Consider the following 14,566-nt stretch of genomic DNA (forward strand, 5'->3'; position numbering starts at 1 on the left):
AGGGTTTTTTTATGCCTGCGATTTGATCAGGCACGGTTAGGCCGTCCAATCTGCGGCACTGGCATAGCGTCAGCGCTTTGGCTTGCCGACCTCAGACGCCGAGGCATTCTGACTGCATCGAATACAAGCCGAAGCGCAAACGCGTACGTGGTGAGCCCATGGATTGCCCGGGGCCTCACAAGACGCTCCAGGCTTATGCAACGTCATAGCGTGTTGATGTAATCCACTGGCAGCAAGACCGTATCCAGCGCGGCGTCCACCGGCAGCGAAACGACGGTGATGACCGGGCAGACGATCATGAAGTAGCAAATGACAGCCGCCGGCATTCCGCTGCTGCCACCTCCCCTCGCGCCAAGCAAGTGCAGGCTGCCATCCACACCTTTGTAGTAATTCTCTTCCGACGCGCCGTTCATTCGGCCGATCATGGTTCCGCAACCGGCCAGCATCAGCGCAAGGCTCATAACAGAGCCCAATCGTAAAATCCCTTTCAAATCCAGCATCCCTTTGTCACGGTTCATGAGGCGCGGGATTTTAGCGGCAAAGGACTCCTGATCGGCGTAACTGCCCAATCGTTTATTGATCACCATTCCAGTGGAAAACCAGATTACGTGGTGTGCCACTTCCGACATCGGTCGTGTCGTGCTTCGCCTCGCCATTACGGGTCGCAACGACCGTGTATTTGCCGGCAGGCAACTGAACGTACACCAAGGGGCCTGCCTGGCTCAGGGTCAGCACTGTTTGCCCTTGGGCTTTCTGAATGACCACATCCACATCGGGAATGTATTTGTTATCCACGCCGACAGAGAACGTCATGTGCAGGTTGTAACCCTTGGCCTGCTGAATGGCTTTGGATTCATCCTCGCCGATACCACCGGACAGGTAGCTGATCCCGTTTTGTTGCTGCGGCTGGACTTGCACGCCTGAGCTGTCGATTGGATCAAGGCTGGCGGCATGCAACAGGACTGGGAACATCAAAACGCCGAGGGCGGCGAGTGACAATACGAAGGAATGGACGTGCTTCATGATGACTACTCCCGGGCTCCTCAGAACCCATTCGCTACTCCCCTTAGATTTCAGGCGGGATGCTCAAGTTTTAGATTGATTGGGACTTGGGGTCACTGCGAATGGGACTACACGGTGTATTCCGAATGCCTCCAGCGACGTCGGCCTGATCCCGCGAAACGAATCTGGAATTTCCTTCCGATCTATCAGCCGCGCCCGGCATCGCTGACCAATGTGTCGTTGGCATTCTTTTCCGTCAGTTCATCCAGCTGCGGAAGACTTCATGAGCAACCTCAAACCCGAAGACACTCAAGACCCACATCTCGCCTCGCTGCTTGGCAACCTTGGCGAGCTGATTCGGCAGACGCGCCAGAAAGTGTTGAGAGCAGTCGATACGGCTCAGGTGCAAACCTGTTGGCAGATTGGACGGCATATTGTGGAGTTCGAGCAGGAAGGGGCTCGGCGGGCGGTGTATGGCAAGCAGTTGTTGTTGACGCTTTCACAGAGTTTGACAGCTGAATTCGGAAAGGGCTTTGACGAGACCAATTTGCGGAAAATGCGTCTGTTTTATCAGACGTTTCCAATTCGAGACGCACTGCGTCTCGAATTGAGCTGGACCCACTATCGCCGGCTGCTGCGAGTCGACAGTGACAGCGCCCGCCAGTGGTATATGGACGAAGCCGCCAACCAGAACTGGTCAAGCCGCGCCCTGGAACGCCAGATCAACACCCTCTACTACGAGCGCCTGCTGATGAGTCGGGACAAGTCCGTCGTCATGGCCGAAGCCGCCACCAACATCCATGCGATGCTCGAAAGCCCTCGGGAATTCATCCGCGATCCCGTGATGCTGGAGTTTCTTGGCCTGCCCAATGCAGGACTGGTTCTGGAAACCGAACTCGAACAAGCACTCATCGAGCAACTCCAGGGCTTCCTGCTTGAGCTGGGCAAAGGCTTTGCCTTTGTCGCCCGCCAGCAACGCATAAGCACCGAAGGCAGAGACTTCTACATTGATCTGGTGTTCTACAACTACCTGCTCAAATGCTTTGTCATCTTCGATCTCAAGCGCGGTGAATTGACCCATCAGGATGTCGGGCAAATGGACATGTATGTCCGCATGTACGACGACCTCAAGCGCAGCGACGAAGACGGACCAACCGTCGGCATCATTCTTTGCGCGCAAAAAAACGAGTCAGTGGTGCGCTACTCGGTGTTACAGGGCAACGAACAACTGTTCGCCAGCAAGTACAAACTGGTGTTGCCGAGCGAGGAGGAATTGCGGGCAGAGCTGGATCGAGAGCGGGCGGTAATTGCGGATCGGTTACTCAACCAGCAAACACAGTAGCGGTGATGGATTGTTCATGAGCTGCGCGAAGACTATCGTTGGCAGCCACCCGCAAAGGTTCGAAGTCGATGAATTTGCAGGACACGCCCTCACCGGCATCCACTCAAATTGAGCTGTCACTGGCCACCTCCGCTTCCGGCGAACCGTTCAAAGAGCCCGCCGCAGACGGCTTCATCCTCGGCGGTTTCACCTGGAGGCACGCCCAACCGGACGCGAATCGCCCGGTGGTGATCATCAACGCCGCCACCTCGGTTCTTTGCCGCCACTACTCGCGCTTCGCCGACTACCTGTTCGCCAACGGCTTCGACGTCATCACCTACGACTACCGTGGCATCGGTGAATCGCGGCCGGCCTCTTTGAAAGGACTCGACGCCACATGGACCGACTGGGGCGCGCTGGACTTCGAAGCGATGCTCAAGCGCGCACAGCGGGATTTCCCCGGCCAGCCCATCGACGTGGTCGGCCACAGCTTTGGCGGCTGTGCGGCGGGCCTGGGAGCCTCTGGGCACCTGATCCGGCACTTGGTGACCGTCGGTGCGCAATTCGCTTACTGGTGCGACTACGCGCCGGCACATCGCTGGCGGATGTTCGGCAAGTGGCATCTGGTGATGCCGTTGGTGACAATGATCTGCGGCTACTTCCCCGGCAAACGCCTCGGCTGGCTTGAAGACACGCCCGCCGGTGTCGTCCGCGATTGGAGTACGCCTACCGACCGCTACGAGAAGCGCCCCAGCGGCCGTGTGATCCACGCAAAACACGGCCGGCTGCCGTTCGCCAACGTCAGCGCGAAAACCCTGGCCATCAGCATCAGCGACGATCCTTACGGCACCATCCCGGCCATCGAACGCCTGCTCGGCTACTTCACTGGCAGCACGACCACCCATCTGCGAATCGAGCCGAAAGACATCGGCGAAGAAGAAGTCGGACATTTCGCCTTTTTTCGTAGCCCATACCAAGCCACACTATGGCCCATTGCATTGTCCTGGCTGCAAAACGGCGAACTGGCCCCCGATACCCCCGGGCGGCGAGTGCCCCGCAGCTGAGTGACCTGCCCTCTCAACGAAATACGGAACGACGCCCATGGCCTCCGCCAACAAGCAGCAAAAACGCGCCACCCGCGCCAAAGCCAAGGCCAAGCAGAACCGCACCCAACGAGCTGCTGCGCCGGTCGAGCTGGACCCGAACGATGATCGCATCGACTTCGAATCGGTGGACCTGACCGAGCTGTTCAAGACCATGATCGACGCAGAAAAAATCAGCCAGCAAGCGATGTGCACGGCCTTCCTCGAAGACCCGTTGCTGACACTGGTTTACGAACAAGAAGGCGAAGAAGGCGCGATGGACTTCATCCTCGCGGCCCTGATCGAGTATCGCCAGTGGTCCACCGAAGCGGACGAAGCCGCCGCACTGGCGTGGATCGAATCCCCGGCCTTCCAGGCTGACTACGTGGCGGCGTCCGACGCCATCGCGGCCCAAACACAACCGAAAGCGAACTGAGTTCCCATGGCATCCCTGAACAAGCAACAGAAACGCGCCAAACGCGCCAAGATCAAAGCCAAGCAAATCAACATTCATGGCCGTAAACCCGCCGCGCTGGATGATGACATGGACGAAATCGGCGAACCGATCCCGGAATACACCCTGGCGATGTTCAGCAAAATGCGTGACGCCGAAGCCATCGGCCGCAACGACATGCTGCTGACCCTGCTGTCGGACCTCGCTGACATCATCAGCGATCATCCAGAACTGCTGGACATGGAAAATGCCGACAACGAAGCCATGGCCGCCACTCACCTGGCTGCCGACATGCTGATCGACTACCGCATGTGGGCCGACGGCATGGACCGCGACACCGCGCAGGCCTGGCTGACCGATCCGCAGTTCATCACCGACTTCGGCACCGCGCTCGACAGCTATCGCGAGTCGCTGGATGCGCAGGAAGAAAAGGCTGAGTAATCAGCCTTCGAGTAGAAACAAAAACGGCCGCTTGTCATCACTGACAGCGGCCGTTTGCATTACGCGGTGTGAATCAGTTCAACACCACCGCTCCAACCTTTTGCAGCTTGCGACGACGAGCCACGAACAACCCGACGGCCACTACCAGCAAACTCAGGAACCCGGTCGCGAGGATTTCCACGCGGTGGGCTTCCTGGAACAGCATGATGGTCAGCGCCGCGACGATGAAGATGATCACCGCGTAGGTCAGGCCCGGGAACAGCCACATGCTGAAGGCGATTTTTTCGCCGCGTGCCATGCGCTGTTTGCGCATACGCAATTGCGAGATGGCGATCACCAGGTACACCAGCAGCGCGATGGCGCCGGAAGTAGCCAGCAGGAATTCGAACACGGCGGCCGGGGCCACATAGTTGGCGAATACTGCGACGAACGCTGCGCCAGTGGACAGGATCACAGCCCAGTACGGCGTGCCGCTTTTGTTGGTGCGTTGGGAAACGGCCGGCGCATCGCCGCGTTTGCCCAGGGAGAACATCATGCGCGAAGCGGTGTACAGCGCCGAGTTCAGGCAGCTGGTTACAGCAACCAAAACGACGATGTCGACGATCAGCTTGGCATTCGGGATGCCCATGCGCTCAAGCACGGTCTGGTAGGAACCGACAGCGGCCAGGACCGGATCATTCCAAGGCACCAGGGCCACGACGATGAAGATCGACACGAGATAGAACAAGCCGATCCGCCAGATCACCGAGTTGGTGGCCTTGGAGATTTGCTGGCCGGGATTCTTCGATTCCGCGGCCGCGATGGTCACGATCTCGGTGCCCATGAAGGAGAACATGGTGGTCAGGATTGCGCCCAGTACAGCGCCCATGCCGTTTGGCAGGAAGCCTTGGGTGTCGAACAGGTGCGAAACGCCGCTGACCTGGCTGTTCGGCAGGAAGCCGAAAATCGCCATGATGCCGAGGCCAATGAAGCCAATGATCGCGATGACTTTGACCAGGGCGAACCAGAATTCGAACTCACCGTAGTTCTTCACGCTGAACAGGTTGGTCACGGTCAGCAGTAACGTAATGACCAGGGTGAAGGCCCAGATCGCCACGTTCGGGAACCAGGCATGCAGGATCGTTGCGGCGGCGTTGGCTTCCAGCGGAATCACCAACACCCAGAACCACCAGTACAACCAGCCGATGGTGAAACCGGCCCAGTGACCAATCGCGCGATCGGCGTATGTCGAAAAGGAACCTGTGTCCGGCGAGGCAACAGCCATTTCGCCGAGCATGCGCATGACCAATACAACCAGAGCGCCTGCGGCGGCGTAGGCCAGCAGCACGGCTGGACCGGCAGCGGCAATGGCATGACCCGAGCCGACGAACAGCCCGGCGCCGATAACCCCGGCGATCGACAACATGGTCACATGACGCGGTTTGAGCCCCTGTTCGAGGCCATTAGAGCTTTGGGTACTGCTCATCGAAACTACCTTTGCAAAGAAAGCGATTCAGTCCACCGCGTCTGGCACTTCTCTCTCGTAAAAAGAATCCAACGGGGCGTTCCTTATTCTGCACGCAATAATTGCGCCAAAATGTTACAGACTCCCCAGAACCGCGGCTTTCCGCCTGACCGAACGGTCATCGCAAGTCATTGAGATTAATGGCAATTCGCCAGAGCGTTACCCAGCGACCCACTTATAGAACGAACCAGCGCACCAGAAACACACTGAAAAAATGTGGGATGCACAATAAAAGTGCAGATCAGGAACGTTTGGCCGGTTAGCGCTTCCAACACCCCGCCAAAGCTGGCAACATCGCGCCTTTTTTTACGCGACACCCGCCGGGCAACTGGTTCAAACGGCTGTTCGGTTGATAGCAGCGCGACAGTCTGCTGTAGCGATGCGACAACCTGCCACATGCCATCCGTTTACCGCCCGTAGCGCTGTTGGCTGCCATTCGAACGCTATGCTAGCTTGGCCGCCTCGCCAGGAAGGCCGCCAACAGCAGGAGCGAAACACTATGAGGAACGCACATGGCTGAGGCCACGCCCGCGCTTGAAATCCGCAACTTGCACAAACGCTACGGACAGCTTGAGGTGCTCAAAGGCATCTCGCTGACCGCCCGCGACGGCGACGTGATCTCGATCCTGGGTTCCTCCGGTTCCGGCAAGTCCACGTTCCTGCGTTGCATCAACCTGCTGGAAAACCCGCACCAGGGCCAGATCCTGGTAGCCGGCGAAGAACTCAAGCTCAAAGCCGCGAAGAACGGTGAACTGGTTGCCGCCGATGGCAAACAGATCAATCGCCTGCGCAGCGAGATCGGTTTTGTGTTTCAAAACTTTAATCTCTGGCCGCACATGAGCGTGCTCGACAACATCATCGAAGCCCCGCGCCGCGTGCTCGGCCAGAGCAAAGCCGAAGCCATCGAAGTCGCCGAAGCCCTGCTGGCCAAGGTCGGCATCGCCGACAAGCGACACGCCTACCCGGCGCAATTGTCCGGCGGCCAGCAACAACGCGCGGCGATTGCCCGCACGCTGGCGATGCAGCCCAAGGTGATCCTGTTCGACGAGCCCACCTCCGCCCTTGACCCGGAAATGGTCCAGGAAGTACTTAATGTCATCCGCGCCCTGGCCGAAGAAGGCCGCACCATGTTGCTCGTCACCCACGAAATGGGCTTTGCTCGTCAGGTGTCCAGCGAAGTGGTGTTCCTCCACCAGGGTCTGGTAGAAGAACAAGGATCGCCGCAGCAGGTGTTCGACAACCCGCTTTCGGCACGCTGCAAACAATTCATGTCCAGCAACCGCTAACGGAGCTACCCGCATGCAGAACTACAAAAGAATCTTCCTGGCGGCTGCCGTCACCCTGGCCTTCAGCGCCGGTGCCGTCGCCGAGACCTTGAAGATGGGCATCGAAGCGGCTTACCCGCCGTTCAACAACAAAGATGCCAGTGGCAATGTCGTCGGCTTCGACAAAGAAATCGGCGACGCCCTGTGCGCCAAGATGAAAGTCGACTGCACCGTGGTCACGTCCGACTGGGACGGCATCATTCCGGCCCTGAACGCCAAGAAGTTCGACTTCCTGATCTCCTCGATGTCGATCACCGACGAGCGCAAGCAAGCGGTGGACTTCACCGACCCGTACTACTCCAACAAGCTGCAATTCATCGCCAAGAAAGACGTCGACTTCAAAACCGACAAGGCTTCCCTGCAAGGCAAAGTGATCGGCGCACAACGTGCGACCCTCGCCGGCACCTGGATGGAAGACAACATGGAAGGCGTTGAAGTCAAACTCTACGACACCCAGGAAAACGCCTACCTCGACCTCACTTCCGGTCGTCTGGACGGCATCCTGGCCGACAAGTACGTCAACTACGAGTGGCTGAAAAGCGACGCCGGCCGCCCTTACGAATTCAAAGGCGACCCAGTGGAAGAAAGCGACAAAATCGGTATCGCTGTGCGAAAAGGCGACACTCTGCGCGCGAAGCTGAACCTCGCCCTGAAAGAAATCGTTGAAGACGGCACCTACAAAAAAATCAACGACAAGTACTTCCCGTTCAGCATCTATTGATTCTGACCTGCCTGACCGGCGCCGTTCGCTGACGGCGCCAGTCTTTGGCATTGCCTGCCGCGATTTGAAAAGAAATCCATGATTATCGACCTCTACGGATTCGGCCCGGCGCTCGCCGCTGGCGCGCTGATGACTGTGAAACTGGCACTCTCGGCCCTGTGCCTGGGGCTGGTGCTCGGTCTGCTCGGCGCCTTGGCCAAGACATCTCCGCACAAGCCGTTGCAATGGCTGGGCGGCACTTATTCGACATTGGTTCGCGGCATCCCGGAATTGCTCTGGGTACTGTTGATCTACTTCGGCACCGTCAATCTGATGCGTGCCCTGGGCGAGTTTTTCGGCAATCCAGACCTCGAACTCAATGCCTTCGCCGCTGGCGTGATCGCGCTGGGCCTGTGCTTCGGCGCCTACGCCACGGAAGTGTTTCGCGGTGCGATTCTGGCGATTCCCAAAGGTCACCGTGAAGCCGGCGTGGCCCTGGGCCTGTCGAAATTCCGCATCTTCACCCGATTGATCATGCCGCAGATGTGGCGCATCGCCCTGCCGGGCCTGGGCAACCTGTTCATGATCCTGATGAAAGACACCGCGCTGGTGTCGGTGATCGGCCTGGAAGAAATTATGCGTCACGCGCAAATCGGCGTGACCGTGTCCAAGCAGCCGTTCACCTTCTTTATGGTCGCGGCGTTCATGTACCTGGGCCTGACCATCCTGGCCATGACCGGTATGTACTTTCTGGAACGACGCGCCGCTCGCGGCTTCGCGAGGAGCAGCCAATGAACTGGGAAGTCATCATCAAATGGCTGCCGAAACTGGCCCAAGGCGCGACGCTGACCCTGGAACTGGTGGCCATCGCCGTGATCGCCGGGTTGTTGCTGGCGATCCCGCTGGGCATCGCGCGCTCGTCGCGACGCTGGTACGTGCGCTCTTTGCCCTACGCGTACATCTTCTTTTTCCGTGGCACGCCGTTATTGGTTCAGCTGTTCCTCGTCTATTACGGCCTGGCGCAGTTCGATGCGGTGCGTAACAGCTCGATGTGGCCGTACCTGCGCGATCCGTTCTGGTGTGCCACAGCGACCATGACGTTGCACACGGCGGCCTACATCGCCGAGATCCTGCGTGGCGCGATCCAGGCGATTCCACCGGGCGAGATCGAAGCGGCGCGGGCGCTGGGCATGTCCAAGCCCAAGGCGCTGTTCTACATCATCCTGCCCCGAGCCGCGCGCATCGGCCTGCCGGCCTACAGCAACGAAGTGATCCTGATGCTCAAGGCCAGCGCCTTGGCCAGTACCGTGACCTTGCTGGAACTGACCGGCATGGCCCGCACCATCATTGCCCGCACCTACCTGCCGGTGGAGATCTTCTTCGCCGCGGGCATGTTCTATCTGTTGATGGCTTACGTGCTGGTACGCGGCTTCAAGCTGCTGGAGCGCTGGTTACGCGTCGATGCCTGCCAAGGGCGTTGATTCTTCCTACGTGCTGACGGGCGAGGCCCTACTCGCCCGTTTCGCAGCGCTGGATGCTTTTCTGATTGAGCATCAGGCGCTGTGGAAGCCACGACCGTTTACTCATCTGCGGCTTCCCTGGGAAGCGTCCTATCCTTCGCTGTCTTCCTGGCTACGCGGACGATCGCTGGAGGATGCGGAAAACAGTCATAACCAACCTTGCTTGCTGAATGCGCCAGAGCCGTTTGCTTCCTTGGCGGCGTTGTCCCTAGAGCTGAGTTCAGTGGGTGAGTTGCCGGGGCATGCACTGGCGGAGGCCGGGCATCGGTTGAACGTCGATGTACCGGGGCGCAAGTGGCAACAGATCGAAGCGTTTGCCAGTCGGTTATCGTTTGCAGCGCCGACGCCGCATTGGCTGGATTGGTGTTCGGGCAAGGGTCACTTGGGCCGACGCCTGCTGCAAACCGGGCAACAACTGACCTGTCTGGAATATGACCCGTCGCTGGTGCTAAGCGGCCAGGCACTCAGCCAACGTCATCAGTTACATGCGCTGCACGTTGAGCAAGATGTGCTCGCGGCTGACGCAGCTTCCTTATTAAATGCCGAGCACACCCCGGTCGCGCTGCACGCCTGTGGTGACCTGCACGTGCGGTTGATACAACTCGCCAGCACCGTCGGCTGCAAACAACTGGCTGTCGCGCCCTGCTGTTACAACCGGATCAGTCTGGCTACGTATAAGGCGCTTTCCTCGGCAGGTTCGCGATCCGGCCTACAGCTGTCCCTCGAAGATCTCGCGCTGCCGATGAGCGAAACCGTTACCGCAGGAGCTCGAGTCCGACGTCAGCGCGACACGTCCATGGCCCGACGCCTAGCCTTCGACCTGCTGCAACGGCAACTGCGCGGCATCGATGAATACCTGCCAACGCCCTCCCTGCCCAGCGCCTGGCTGGATAAATCCTTCGCAGACTACTGCCATCATTTGGCCGCACTTAAGGAGTTATCCACAATCGGCCCGCAGGATTGGCCGGCGCTTGAAGCGGCTGGATGGAAGCGACTGGCTGAAGTGCGCAATCTGGAGCTGCTACGGGGACTTTTCCGACGCCCGTTGGAGCTGTGGCTGGTACTGGATCGAGCACTTTTCCTCAGCGAGCAGGGTTATACCGTTCGTCTTGGCACCTTCTGCGAAACCCCGCTCACACCGCGCAATTTCCTGATCCTGGCCGAACGCACTTAAACAGTCGCAGCCTGTGGATAACTCTGTTGATGAAATTCTGCTGGATCCAATAAATGCACTGTTTCGCGGCTGAAACATAACTGTTCATTTTTCGTACACATGAATAAAAAACCTTAAAAACAGGGATTTGCGAACAAATGAGAACAAGTCCACAAAAGCGGCGCTGATAGGGCTCAACGGACGTCCCGTTGTGCATAAGCATTCAACCGAAAGGACATAACCGCCGAATTCCGGACGTCGTGGACGGAAAATTGCACCCGGCAATCGCCCTTGATATACAGGCAGACAATCCGACTGACAGGACGCCGCAGTGACCTTCATTTCTTACGCACAGAATTTCGAAGACATCCGCCTGTGGCGCGCCCTCAAACAGTTCGAAAACGGTTTCTACATCGACGTCGGCGCCAACGACCCCGTCCACGACTCCGTCACCAAAGCCTTCCACGACCGTGGCTGGACCGGCATCAACGTCGAGCCGATGCAAACCTACTACGACGCCCTCTGCCAACAACGCCCCAACGACACCAACCTGCAATGCGTGGCCAGCGACAGCGCCGACGAACTCACCCTCTACGGCATCCCCGGCACCGGCCTCTCTACCGTCGACCCAACCACCGGCCAGGAACGCACGGCCCTCGGCATGGACGTCCACCGTCAAGCCGTCAAAGCCCGCACCCTCACCTCCATCTGCGAGCAGCACGCCCAAAACCGCCCCATCCATTTCCTTAAAATCGACGTCGAAGGCCACGAAGAAACCGTCCTGCGCGGCATGGACTTCGCCACATGGCGCCCCTGGATCATCCTCATCGAAACCCCATGGGCCCGCGACCACACCTGGGAACACCTCGTCACCGACGCCGGCTACGAAGCCATCCTGTTCGACGGCATCAACACTTGGTTCCTGGCCAACGAACACCTGAACCTAAAACCCGCCTTCTACATCCCACCGTGCAACCTCGACAACTTCCAACTGTGCCACGGGCATGCGCTCAGCTACCCCGTCAGCAACGCTGAACAGCAGCTCGCCACCGCCCTGCAACGGGCCGAACACGCCGAAGCACAGCTGCGCGCGATGCAAAATAGCCGGGGCTGGAAAGCGCTTCAGAAACTCAGAAAAGCACTGGTTCGCGGGTAACCTGAGGGTCGCGTAAAAATAGTCTGAATTCAGGGGTTTACAGAACCAATCCAATCGCTATAATCGTCGCCCTAACACGCCGGTATAGCTCAGTTGGTAGAGCAACTGACTTGTAATCAGTAGGTCCCGGGTTCGACTCCTGGTGCCGGCACCATACAAAACAAAGCCCCTGCAGAAATGCAGGGGCTTTGTTGTTTCTGGAACGTCCACTTTTTGTCCACACCCCGAAATCCGTGGGAGCGAGCCTGCTCGCGATGAGGCCGTCAGACCCATCGACGATCCGCTAGCCAAATTAAATGGCTGCCAAGCAATCTCAACCAAACAGCATCCTTTGCCAGTGATCCTCACCGACGATGGCAATCGAAGCTCCCGCCTCACGCAACTCCACCGCCTTCATGATCTTTGTTCCGTAGCTACTGTGGCGCCACTGCTCATTACCCACGCTACCGACAACCAGGTAATGCACCTTCTTGCTCACACTGCCTCCAATCAAACCACCTCGCTCTTCGACCAGCGCCTGACAATCCTTGCGCGGCCCAAAGGCCATGACTCCGGTAAATACAAACATCCGACCATCCCACACCAAATCAGGGATCGGTGAATTGAAAGGAAGGTCCGTAGGAGTAACGGCAACAGCACCGCCAACCTTCGGTCTCTCAATGCCAATTCCAGAAAAACCACGCAGAATGTTAAGCAGCTCCAGAGACTCATCCATGTCTAGAACATTGTCCTGAAGCATGCACGCCAAACGCGAATACAGCAGATTGATCACCGGATCGTTCAGATGCGCGAGATTGTTTTCCAGCCATTGCTTTAGAAAAACCGCTTCCGTGATGCTCACAACACCGTCCGCAGTAATACCGGCGGCCAACCCAACCAAGGCATCGGCAGCGCGTTGATCGATACGGGCACGGTGGAAGAATTTACTGTTCTCGAACTCGTTGTGTAGATCCATTACGGGTTTTCCTTGGGTTGGGTACTGGTCCGATACCGAGGCACTAGCGGATAAATGTTGGGGTCAAAGCTAGCACCGCTGCGCGCAGATACCTCATTTTTAGCCAGAAAATAAATCCGCCCCCATTCGACGTTTCGGCTTACCGTTCAGCCAAGCCCATGGACCGTGCTTAAAAGTTTGTTGATGGCGGCGGCCGCGCTCCTCCGTCCAATTCAATGGCCGTAAAGACTGACATTTCAGGTATGCAAAACCTTAGGACCTGAAGGAAGCTCTGATTCCCCATTCCGTCATCTCCCTCCTGATCGTCAATAATGGCTCATAGCCACCAATACAGGTATATTGGTAATATTTTATAACTCTTGCCCCACCCAACCAAGGACGACCAATGCGCAGCAAGTACCATTACAGTGTTGAAATAAAAATCAACAACAGCGAAAAGCAAACCGTCCTCTTCAGTGGACCTTGTGAATACAACGGTGGTGGGGCATACACCGACCAACTAGAAATCACAAATAGCAAAATCGCGCTACAATGCATTCGTGTTTCCGAGATAGATCTGGATGGCGTATTCAACAACTATCAAAGCGCGCTATATGGGCAGATTACAAAAGCTATATTTTTCTACATCGGCGTCAAACAGTCGATTCCAGAAATTTTATCCATCAAGATATCAACAAGTTACCGTAACAAGTTGACCAAAGAAAAGAATATTGGCGCCTCCGACTTCAAGAGCCACGCGCAACTCGCCTCCCACTTTCTTTCCGAGTTAAAACCTGACCCACTTAAAGTAATTTTTAAGGAATCCGAAAAAGGACTGGGTCTACTGAAAGCCGCTTCCCACCTCACTCGGTCAAAGACTAAGACTGACATTTTTGATCGCTTTGACTCTCTCTGGAAGGCATTCAACGCGCTCTATCGAGTCATCGCCAAAAAAACCAGTGATCATGAATGTCATAGGGAAACCAGGACGTTCATTCTGAATCATCCGAGCGCATCGGAAACCGCGGCCAAAATGATCGAAAACATGACGGCGGAGAAATTACGCAGCAAAATACGCTGGCGACAACTTATTCTTAACGATTTTGAAAACTACAAAAAAACAAAAGCATTTCGTGACTTCGTATTGCGGTACACGGACGCTAGACTGATGCATGTCCTCAAAAAAACCCTCCCGTACCGACAGGAATTCCTCACCAAAGCCGGGTTTCTTGACGTTGTAGAAGTGCATATAGAAAAACATTTGAAAGCTGCAAAACTGGACAACCAACAACTCATCGCAGCCCTGTGTATAAAATATACATATTTTGTTCGAAACAAATCAGCGCATGGCGAGCGACTGGACAGAATCATTGGACTGAGCAACAAAGAAATGGTTGAAATCAAATGGCTAAGTGATCTGCTGGAGCGTTTGATAATCGATTTGATCAACGCCAACGGCCTGTATTAGGCAATGCATTCACGAGCGGCGCAGCTAAAGTAATGATCGGCATTCCATGTCTCCTGGCAGGTTCGGTTGGCATCGAAGTTACCAAGCGCGCCGCAAACTTTCCCACCACAAACATCGCCGCAAGGCCGGGTATCTACCTCGCAAACTTGTCGTGCCTCCGGCCAAACCTTCATGCCACTATCACCAATGTCCACGTAGGTGAACATCAGCCATCGCAGAAGGATTGAAAGCATGGAACGGTACGGAAACAGAGCTGGTGATTCAGGCGTCGCTGGGTACGAGATTGGACCAGGATCAATAGTCGTCGCATTCAGCGATGGATGGAAATATCTCTACGATGACACGCAACTAGGCGCAGCCGTGGTTTTCGAACTGCAGCGGCTCGCTCGATCTGGCCACGGGCTCAATAGCTACCTAACCAGGGTGGTAAAAGGAAGGTTTTCCAGCAAGTTCAGGTAGCGTTCACGGGGGTAGTGAAACGCTACCTCCTCCACTAAAGGTAGGCG

The 14,566-nt window shown here is 56.8% G+C and carries 15 protein-coding genes and 1 tRNA gene; 12 read left to right on the forward strand and 4 right to left on the reverse strand.

Annotated elements, in window-relative coordinates; translation table 11 throughout:
* Positions 1-203: 203 nt before the first annotated feature.
* Positions 204-587, reverse strand: a complete 384-nt coding sequence (locus NK667_RS25585) for a YceK/YidQ family lipoprotein (RefSeq protein ID WP_236708642.1) — start codon at positions 585-587, stop codon at positions 204-206.
* Complete coding sequence (locus tag NK667_RS25590; RefSeq protein WP_054054380.1) at positions 574-1,023, reverse strand: hypothetical protein; 450 nt, start codon at positions 1,021-1,023, stop codon at positions 574-576. The genes NK667_RS25585 and NK667_RS25590 overlap by 14 nt, the downstream gene beginning before the upstream one ends.
* Before the next feature lie 262 nt (positions 1,024-1,285).
* On the opposite strand from NK667_RS25590, the gene NK667_RS25595 reads away from it, so the two are divergent.
* The 4 genes from NK667_RS25595 (at position 1,286) to NK667_RS25610 (ending at position 4,300) form a co-directional block, all read left to right on the forward strand.
* Positions 1,286-2,344 carry a PDDEXK nuclease domain-containing protein gene (locus NK667_RS25595; RefSeq protein WP_054616498.1) on the forward strand — a complete coding sequence of 353 codons (1,059 nt, stop codon included), beginning with the start codon at positions 1,286-1,288 and terminating at the stop codon, positions 2,342-2,344.
* Positions 2,345-2,412: 68 nt separating this feature from the next.
* Positions 2,413-3,387, forward strand: a complete 975-nt coding sequence (locus NK667_RS25600) for an alpha/beta hydrolase family protein (protein WP_054616499.1) — start codon at positions 2,413-2,415, stop codon at positions 3,385-3,387.
* 37 nt (positions 3,388-3,424) lie between these two features.
* Positions 3,425-3,841, forward strand: coding sequence for a hypothetical protein (locus NK667_RS25605; RefSeq protein WP_054054374.1), 417 nt, complete (start codon positions 3,425-3,427; stop codon positions 3,839-3,841).
* A gap of 6 nt (positions 3,842-3,847) precedes the next feature.
* Positions 3,848-4,300 carry a hypothetical protein gene (locus NK667_RS25610; protein WP_054616500.1) on the forward strand — a complete coding sequence of 151 codons (453 nt, stop codon included), beginning with the start codon at positions 3,848-3,850 and terminating at the stop codon, positions 4,298-4,300.
* A gap of 73 nt (positions 4,301-4,373) precedes the next feature.
* Here NK667_RS25610 and gabP read toward each other — a convergent pair whose 3' ends face one another.
* The gene (gabP, locus tag NK667_RS25615) at positions 4,374-5,765 is read right to left on the reverse strand and encodes a GABA permease (protein WP_054054367.1); all 1,392 of its coding nucleotides are present in this window, start codon (positions 5,763-5,765) and stop codon (positions 4,374-4,376) included.
* 551 nt (positions 5,766-6,316) lie between these two features.
* Here gabP and NK667_RS25620 point away from each other — a divergent pair.
* From NK667_RS25620 to NK667_RS25650, 7 genes are all read left to right on the forward strand, one after another.
* On the forward strand, positions 6,317-7,090 hold the full coding sequence (locus NK667_RS25620; protein ID WP_027922189.1) for an ABC transporter ATP-binding protein: 774 nt from the start codon (positions 6,317-6,319) through the stop codon (positions 7,088-7,090).
* Between the two features lie 13 nt (positions 7,091-7,103).
* A complete protein-coding gene (locus NK667_RS25625; RefSeq protein ID WP_054054366.1) occupies positions 7,104-7,850 on the forward strand; it encodes an ABC transporter substrate-binding protein in 747 nt (248 codons plus the stop codon).
* 78 nt (positions 7,851-7,928) lie between these two features.
* Complete coding sequence (locus NK667_RS25630) at positions 7,929-8,624, forward strand: ABC transporter permease (protein ID WP_054616501.1); 696 nt, start codon at positions 7,929-7,931, stop codon at positions 8,622-8,624.
* The gene (locus NK667_RS25635; protein WP_054054362.1) at positions 8,621-9,310 is read left to right on the forward strand and encodes an ABC transporter permease; all 690 of its coding nucleotides are present in this window, start codon (positions 8,621-8,623) and stop codon (positions 9,308-9,310) included. The genes NK667_RS25630 and NK667_RS25635 overlap by 4 nt, the downstream gene beginning before the upstream one ends.
* Complete coding sequence (locus tag NK667_RS25640) at positions 9,291-10,523, forward strand: methyltransferase (protein WP_054616502.1); 1,233 nt, start codon at positions 9,291-9,293, stop codon at positions 10,521-10,523. Before NK667_RS25635 ends, NK667_RS25640 begins: the two co-directional genes overlap by 20 nt.
* A 310-nt stretch (positions 10,524-10,833) precedes the next feature.
* Positions 10,834-11,658, forward strand: coding sequence for an FkbM family methyltransferase (locus NK667_RS25645; RefSeq protein ID WP_054616503.1), 825 nt, complete (start codon positions 10,834-10,836; stop codon positions 11,656-11,658).
* A 78-nt stretch (positions 11,659-11,736) separates the two neighbouring features.
* Positions 11,737-11,812, forward strand: a tRNA-Thr gene (locus tag NK667_RS25650).
* A gap of 159 nt (positions 11,813-11,971) precedes the next feature.
* Here NK667_RS25650 and NK667_RS25655 read toward each other — a convergent pair.
* Positions 11,972-12,613, reverse strand: coding sequence for a BRCT domain-containing protein (locus tag NK667_RS25655; RefSeq protein ID WP_054616504.1), 642 nt, complete (start codon positions 12,611-12,613; stop codon positions 11,972-11,974).
* A gap of 385 nt (positions 12,614-12,998) precedes the next feature.
* On the opposite strand from NK667_RS25655, the gene NK667_RS25660 reads away from it, so the two are divergent.
* A complete protein-coding gene (locus NK667_RS25660) occupies positions 12,999-14,060 on the forward strand; it encodes a hypothetical protein (RefSeq protein WP_054616505.1) in 1,062 nt (353 codons plus the stop codon).
* The last annotated feature ends 506 nt before the right edge of the window (positions 14,061-14,566 follow it).

The organism is Pseudomonas nunensis (assembly GCF_024296925.1).
In the GTDB taxonomy this organism is placed as follows: Bacteria; Pseudomonadota; Gammaproteobacteria; order Pseudomonadales; family Pseudomonadaceae; genus Aquipseudomonas; species Aquipseudomonas nunensis.

What these genes read in the sequence shown, in the direction of transcription:
- NK667_RS25605 (WP_054054374.1), top strand. Translation starts at nt 3,425, where the DNA reads ATGGCCTCCGCCAACAAGCAGCAAAAACGCGCCACCCGCGCCAAAGCC.
- NK667_RS25590 (WP_054054380.1), bottom strand. Translation starts at nt 1,023, where the DNA reads ATGAAGCACGTCCATTCCTTCGTATTGTCACTCGCCGCCCTCGGCGTT.
- NK667_RS25585 (WP_236708642.1), bottom strand. Translation starts at nt 587, where the DNA reads ATGGTGATCAATAAACGATTGGGCAGTTACGCCGATCAGGAGTCCTTT.
- NK667_RS25595 (WP_054616498.1), top strand. Translation starts at nt 1,286, where the DNA reads ATGAGCAACCTCAAACCCGAAGACACTCAAGACCCACATCTCGCCTCG.
- NK667_RS25625 (WP_054054366.1), top strand. Translation starts at nt 7,104, where the DNA reads ATGCAGAACTACAAAAGAATCTTCCTGGCGGCTGCCGTCACCCTGGCC.
- NK667_RS25600 (WP_054616499.1), top strand. Translation starts at nt 2,413, where the DNA reads ATGAATTTGCAGGACACGCCCTCACCGGCATCCACTCAAATTGAGCTG.
- NK667_RS25660 (WP_054616505.1), top strand. Translation starts at nt 12,999, where the DNA reads ATGCGCAGCAAGTACCATTACAGTGTTGAAATAAAAATCAACAACAGC.
- NK667_RS25610 (WP_054616500.1), top strand. Translation starts at nt 3,848, where the DNA reads ATGGCATCCCTGAACAAGCAACAGAAACGCGCCAAACGCGCCAAGATC.
- NK667_RS25635 (WP_054054362.1), top strand. Translation starts at nt 8,621, where the DNA reads ATGAACTGGGAAGTCATCATCAAATGGCTGCCGAAACTGGCCCAAGGC.
- NK667_RS25640 (WP_054616502.1), top strand. Translation starts at nt 9,291, where the DNA reads ATGCCTGCCAAGGGCGTTGATTCTTCCTACGTGCTGACGGGCGAGGCC.
- NK667_RS25655 (WP_054616504.1), bottom strand. Translation starts at nt 12,613, where the DNA reads ATGGATCTACACAACGAGTTCGAGAACAGTAAATTCTTCCACCGTGCC.
- NK667_RS25620 (WP_027922189.1), top strand. Translation starts at nt 6,317, where the DNA reads ATGGCTGAGGCCACGCCCGCGCTTGAAATCCGCAACTTGCACAAACGC.
- gabP (WP_054054367.1), bottom strand. Translation starts at nt 5,765, where the DNA reads ATGAGCAGTACCCAAAGCTCTAATGGCCTCGAACAGGGGCTCAAACCG.
- NK667_RS25630 (WP_054616501.1), top strand. Translation starts at nt 7,929, where the DNA reads ATGATTATCGACCTCTACGGATTCGGCCCGGCGCTCGCCGCTGGCGCG.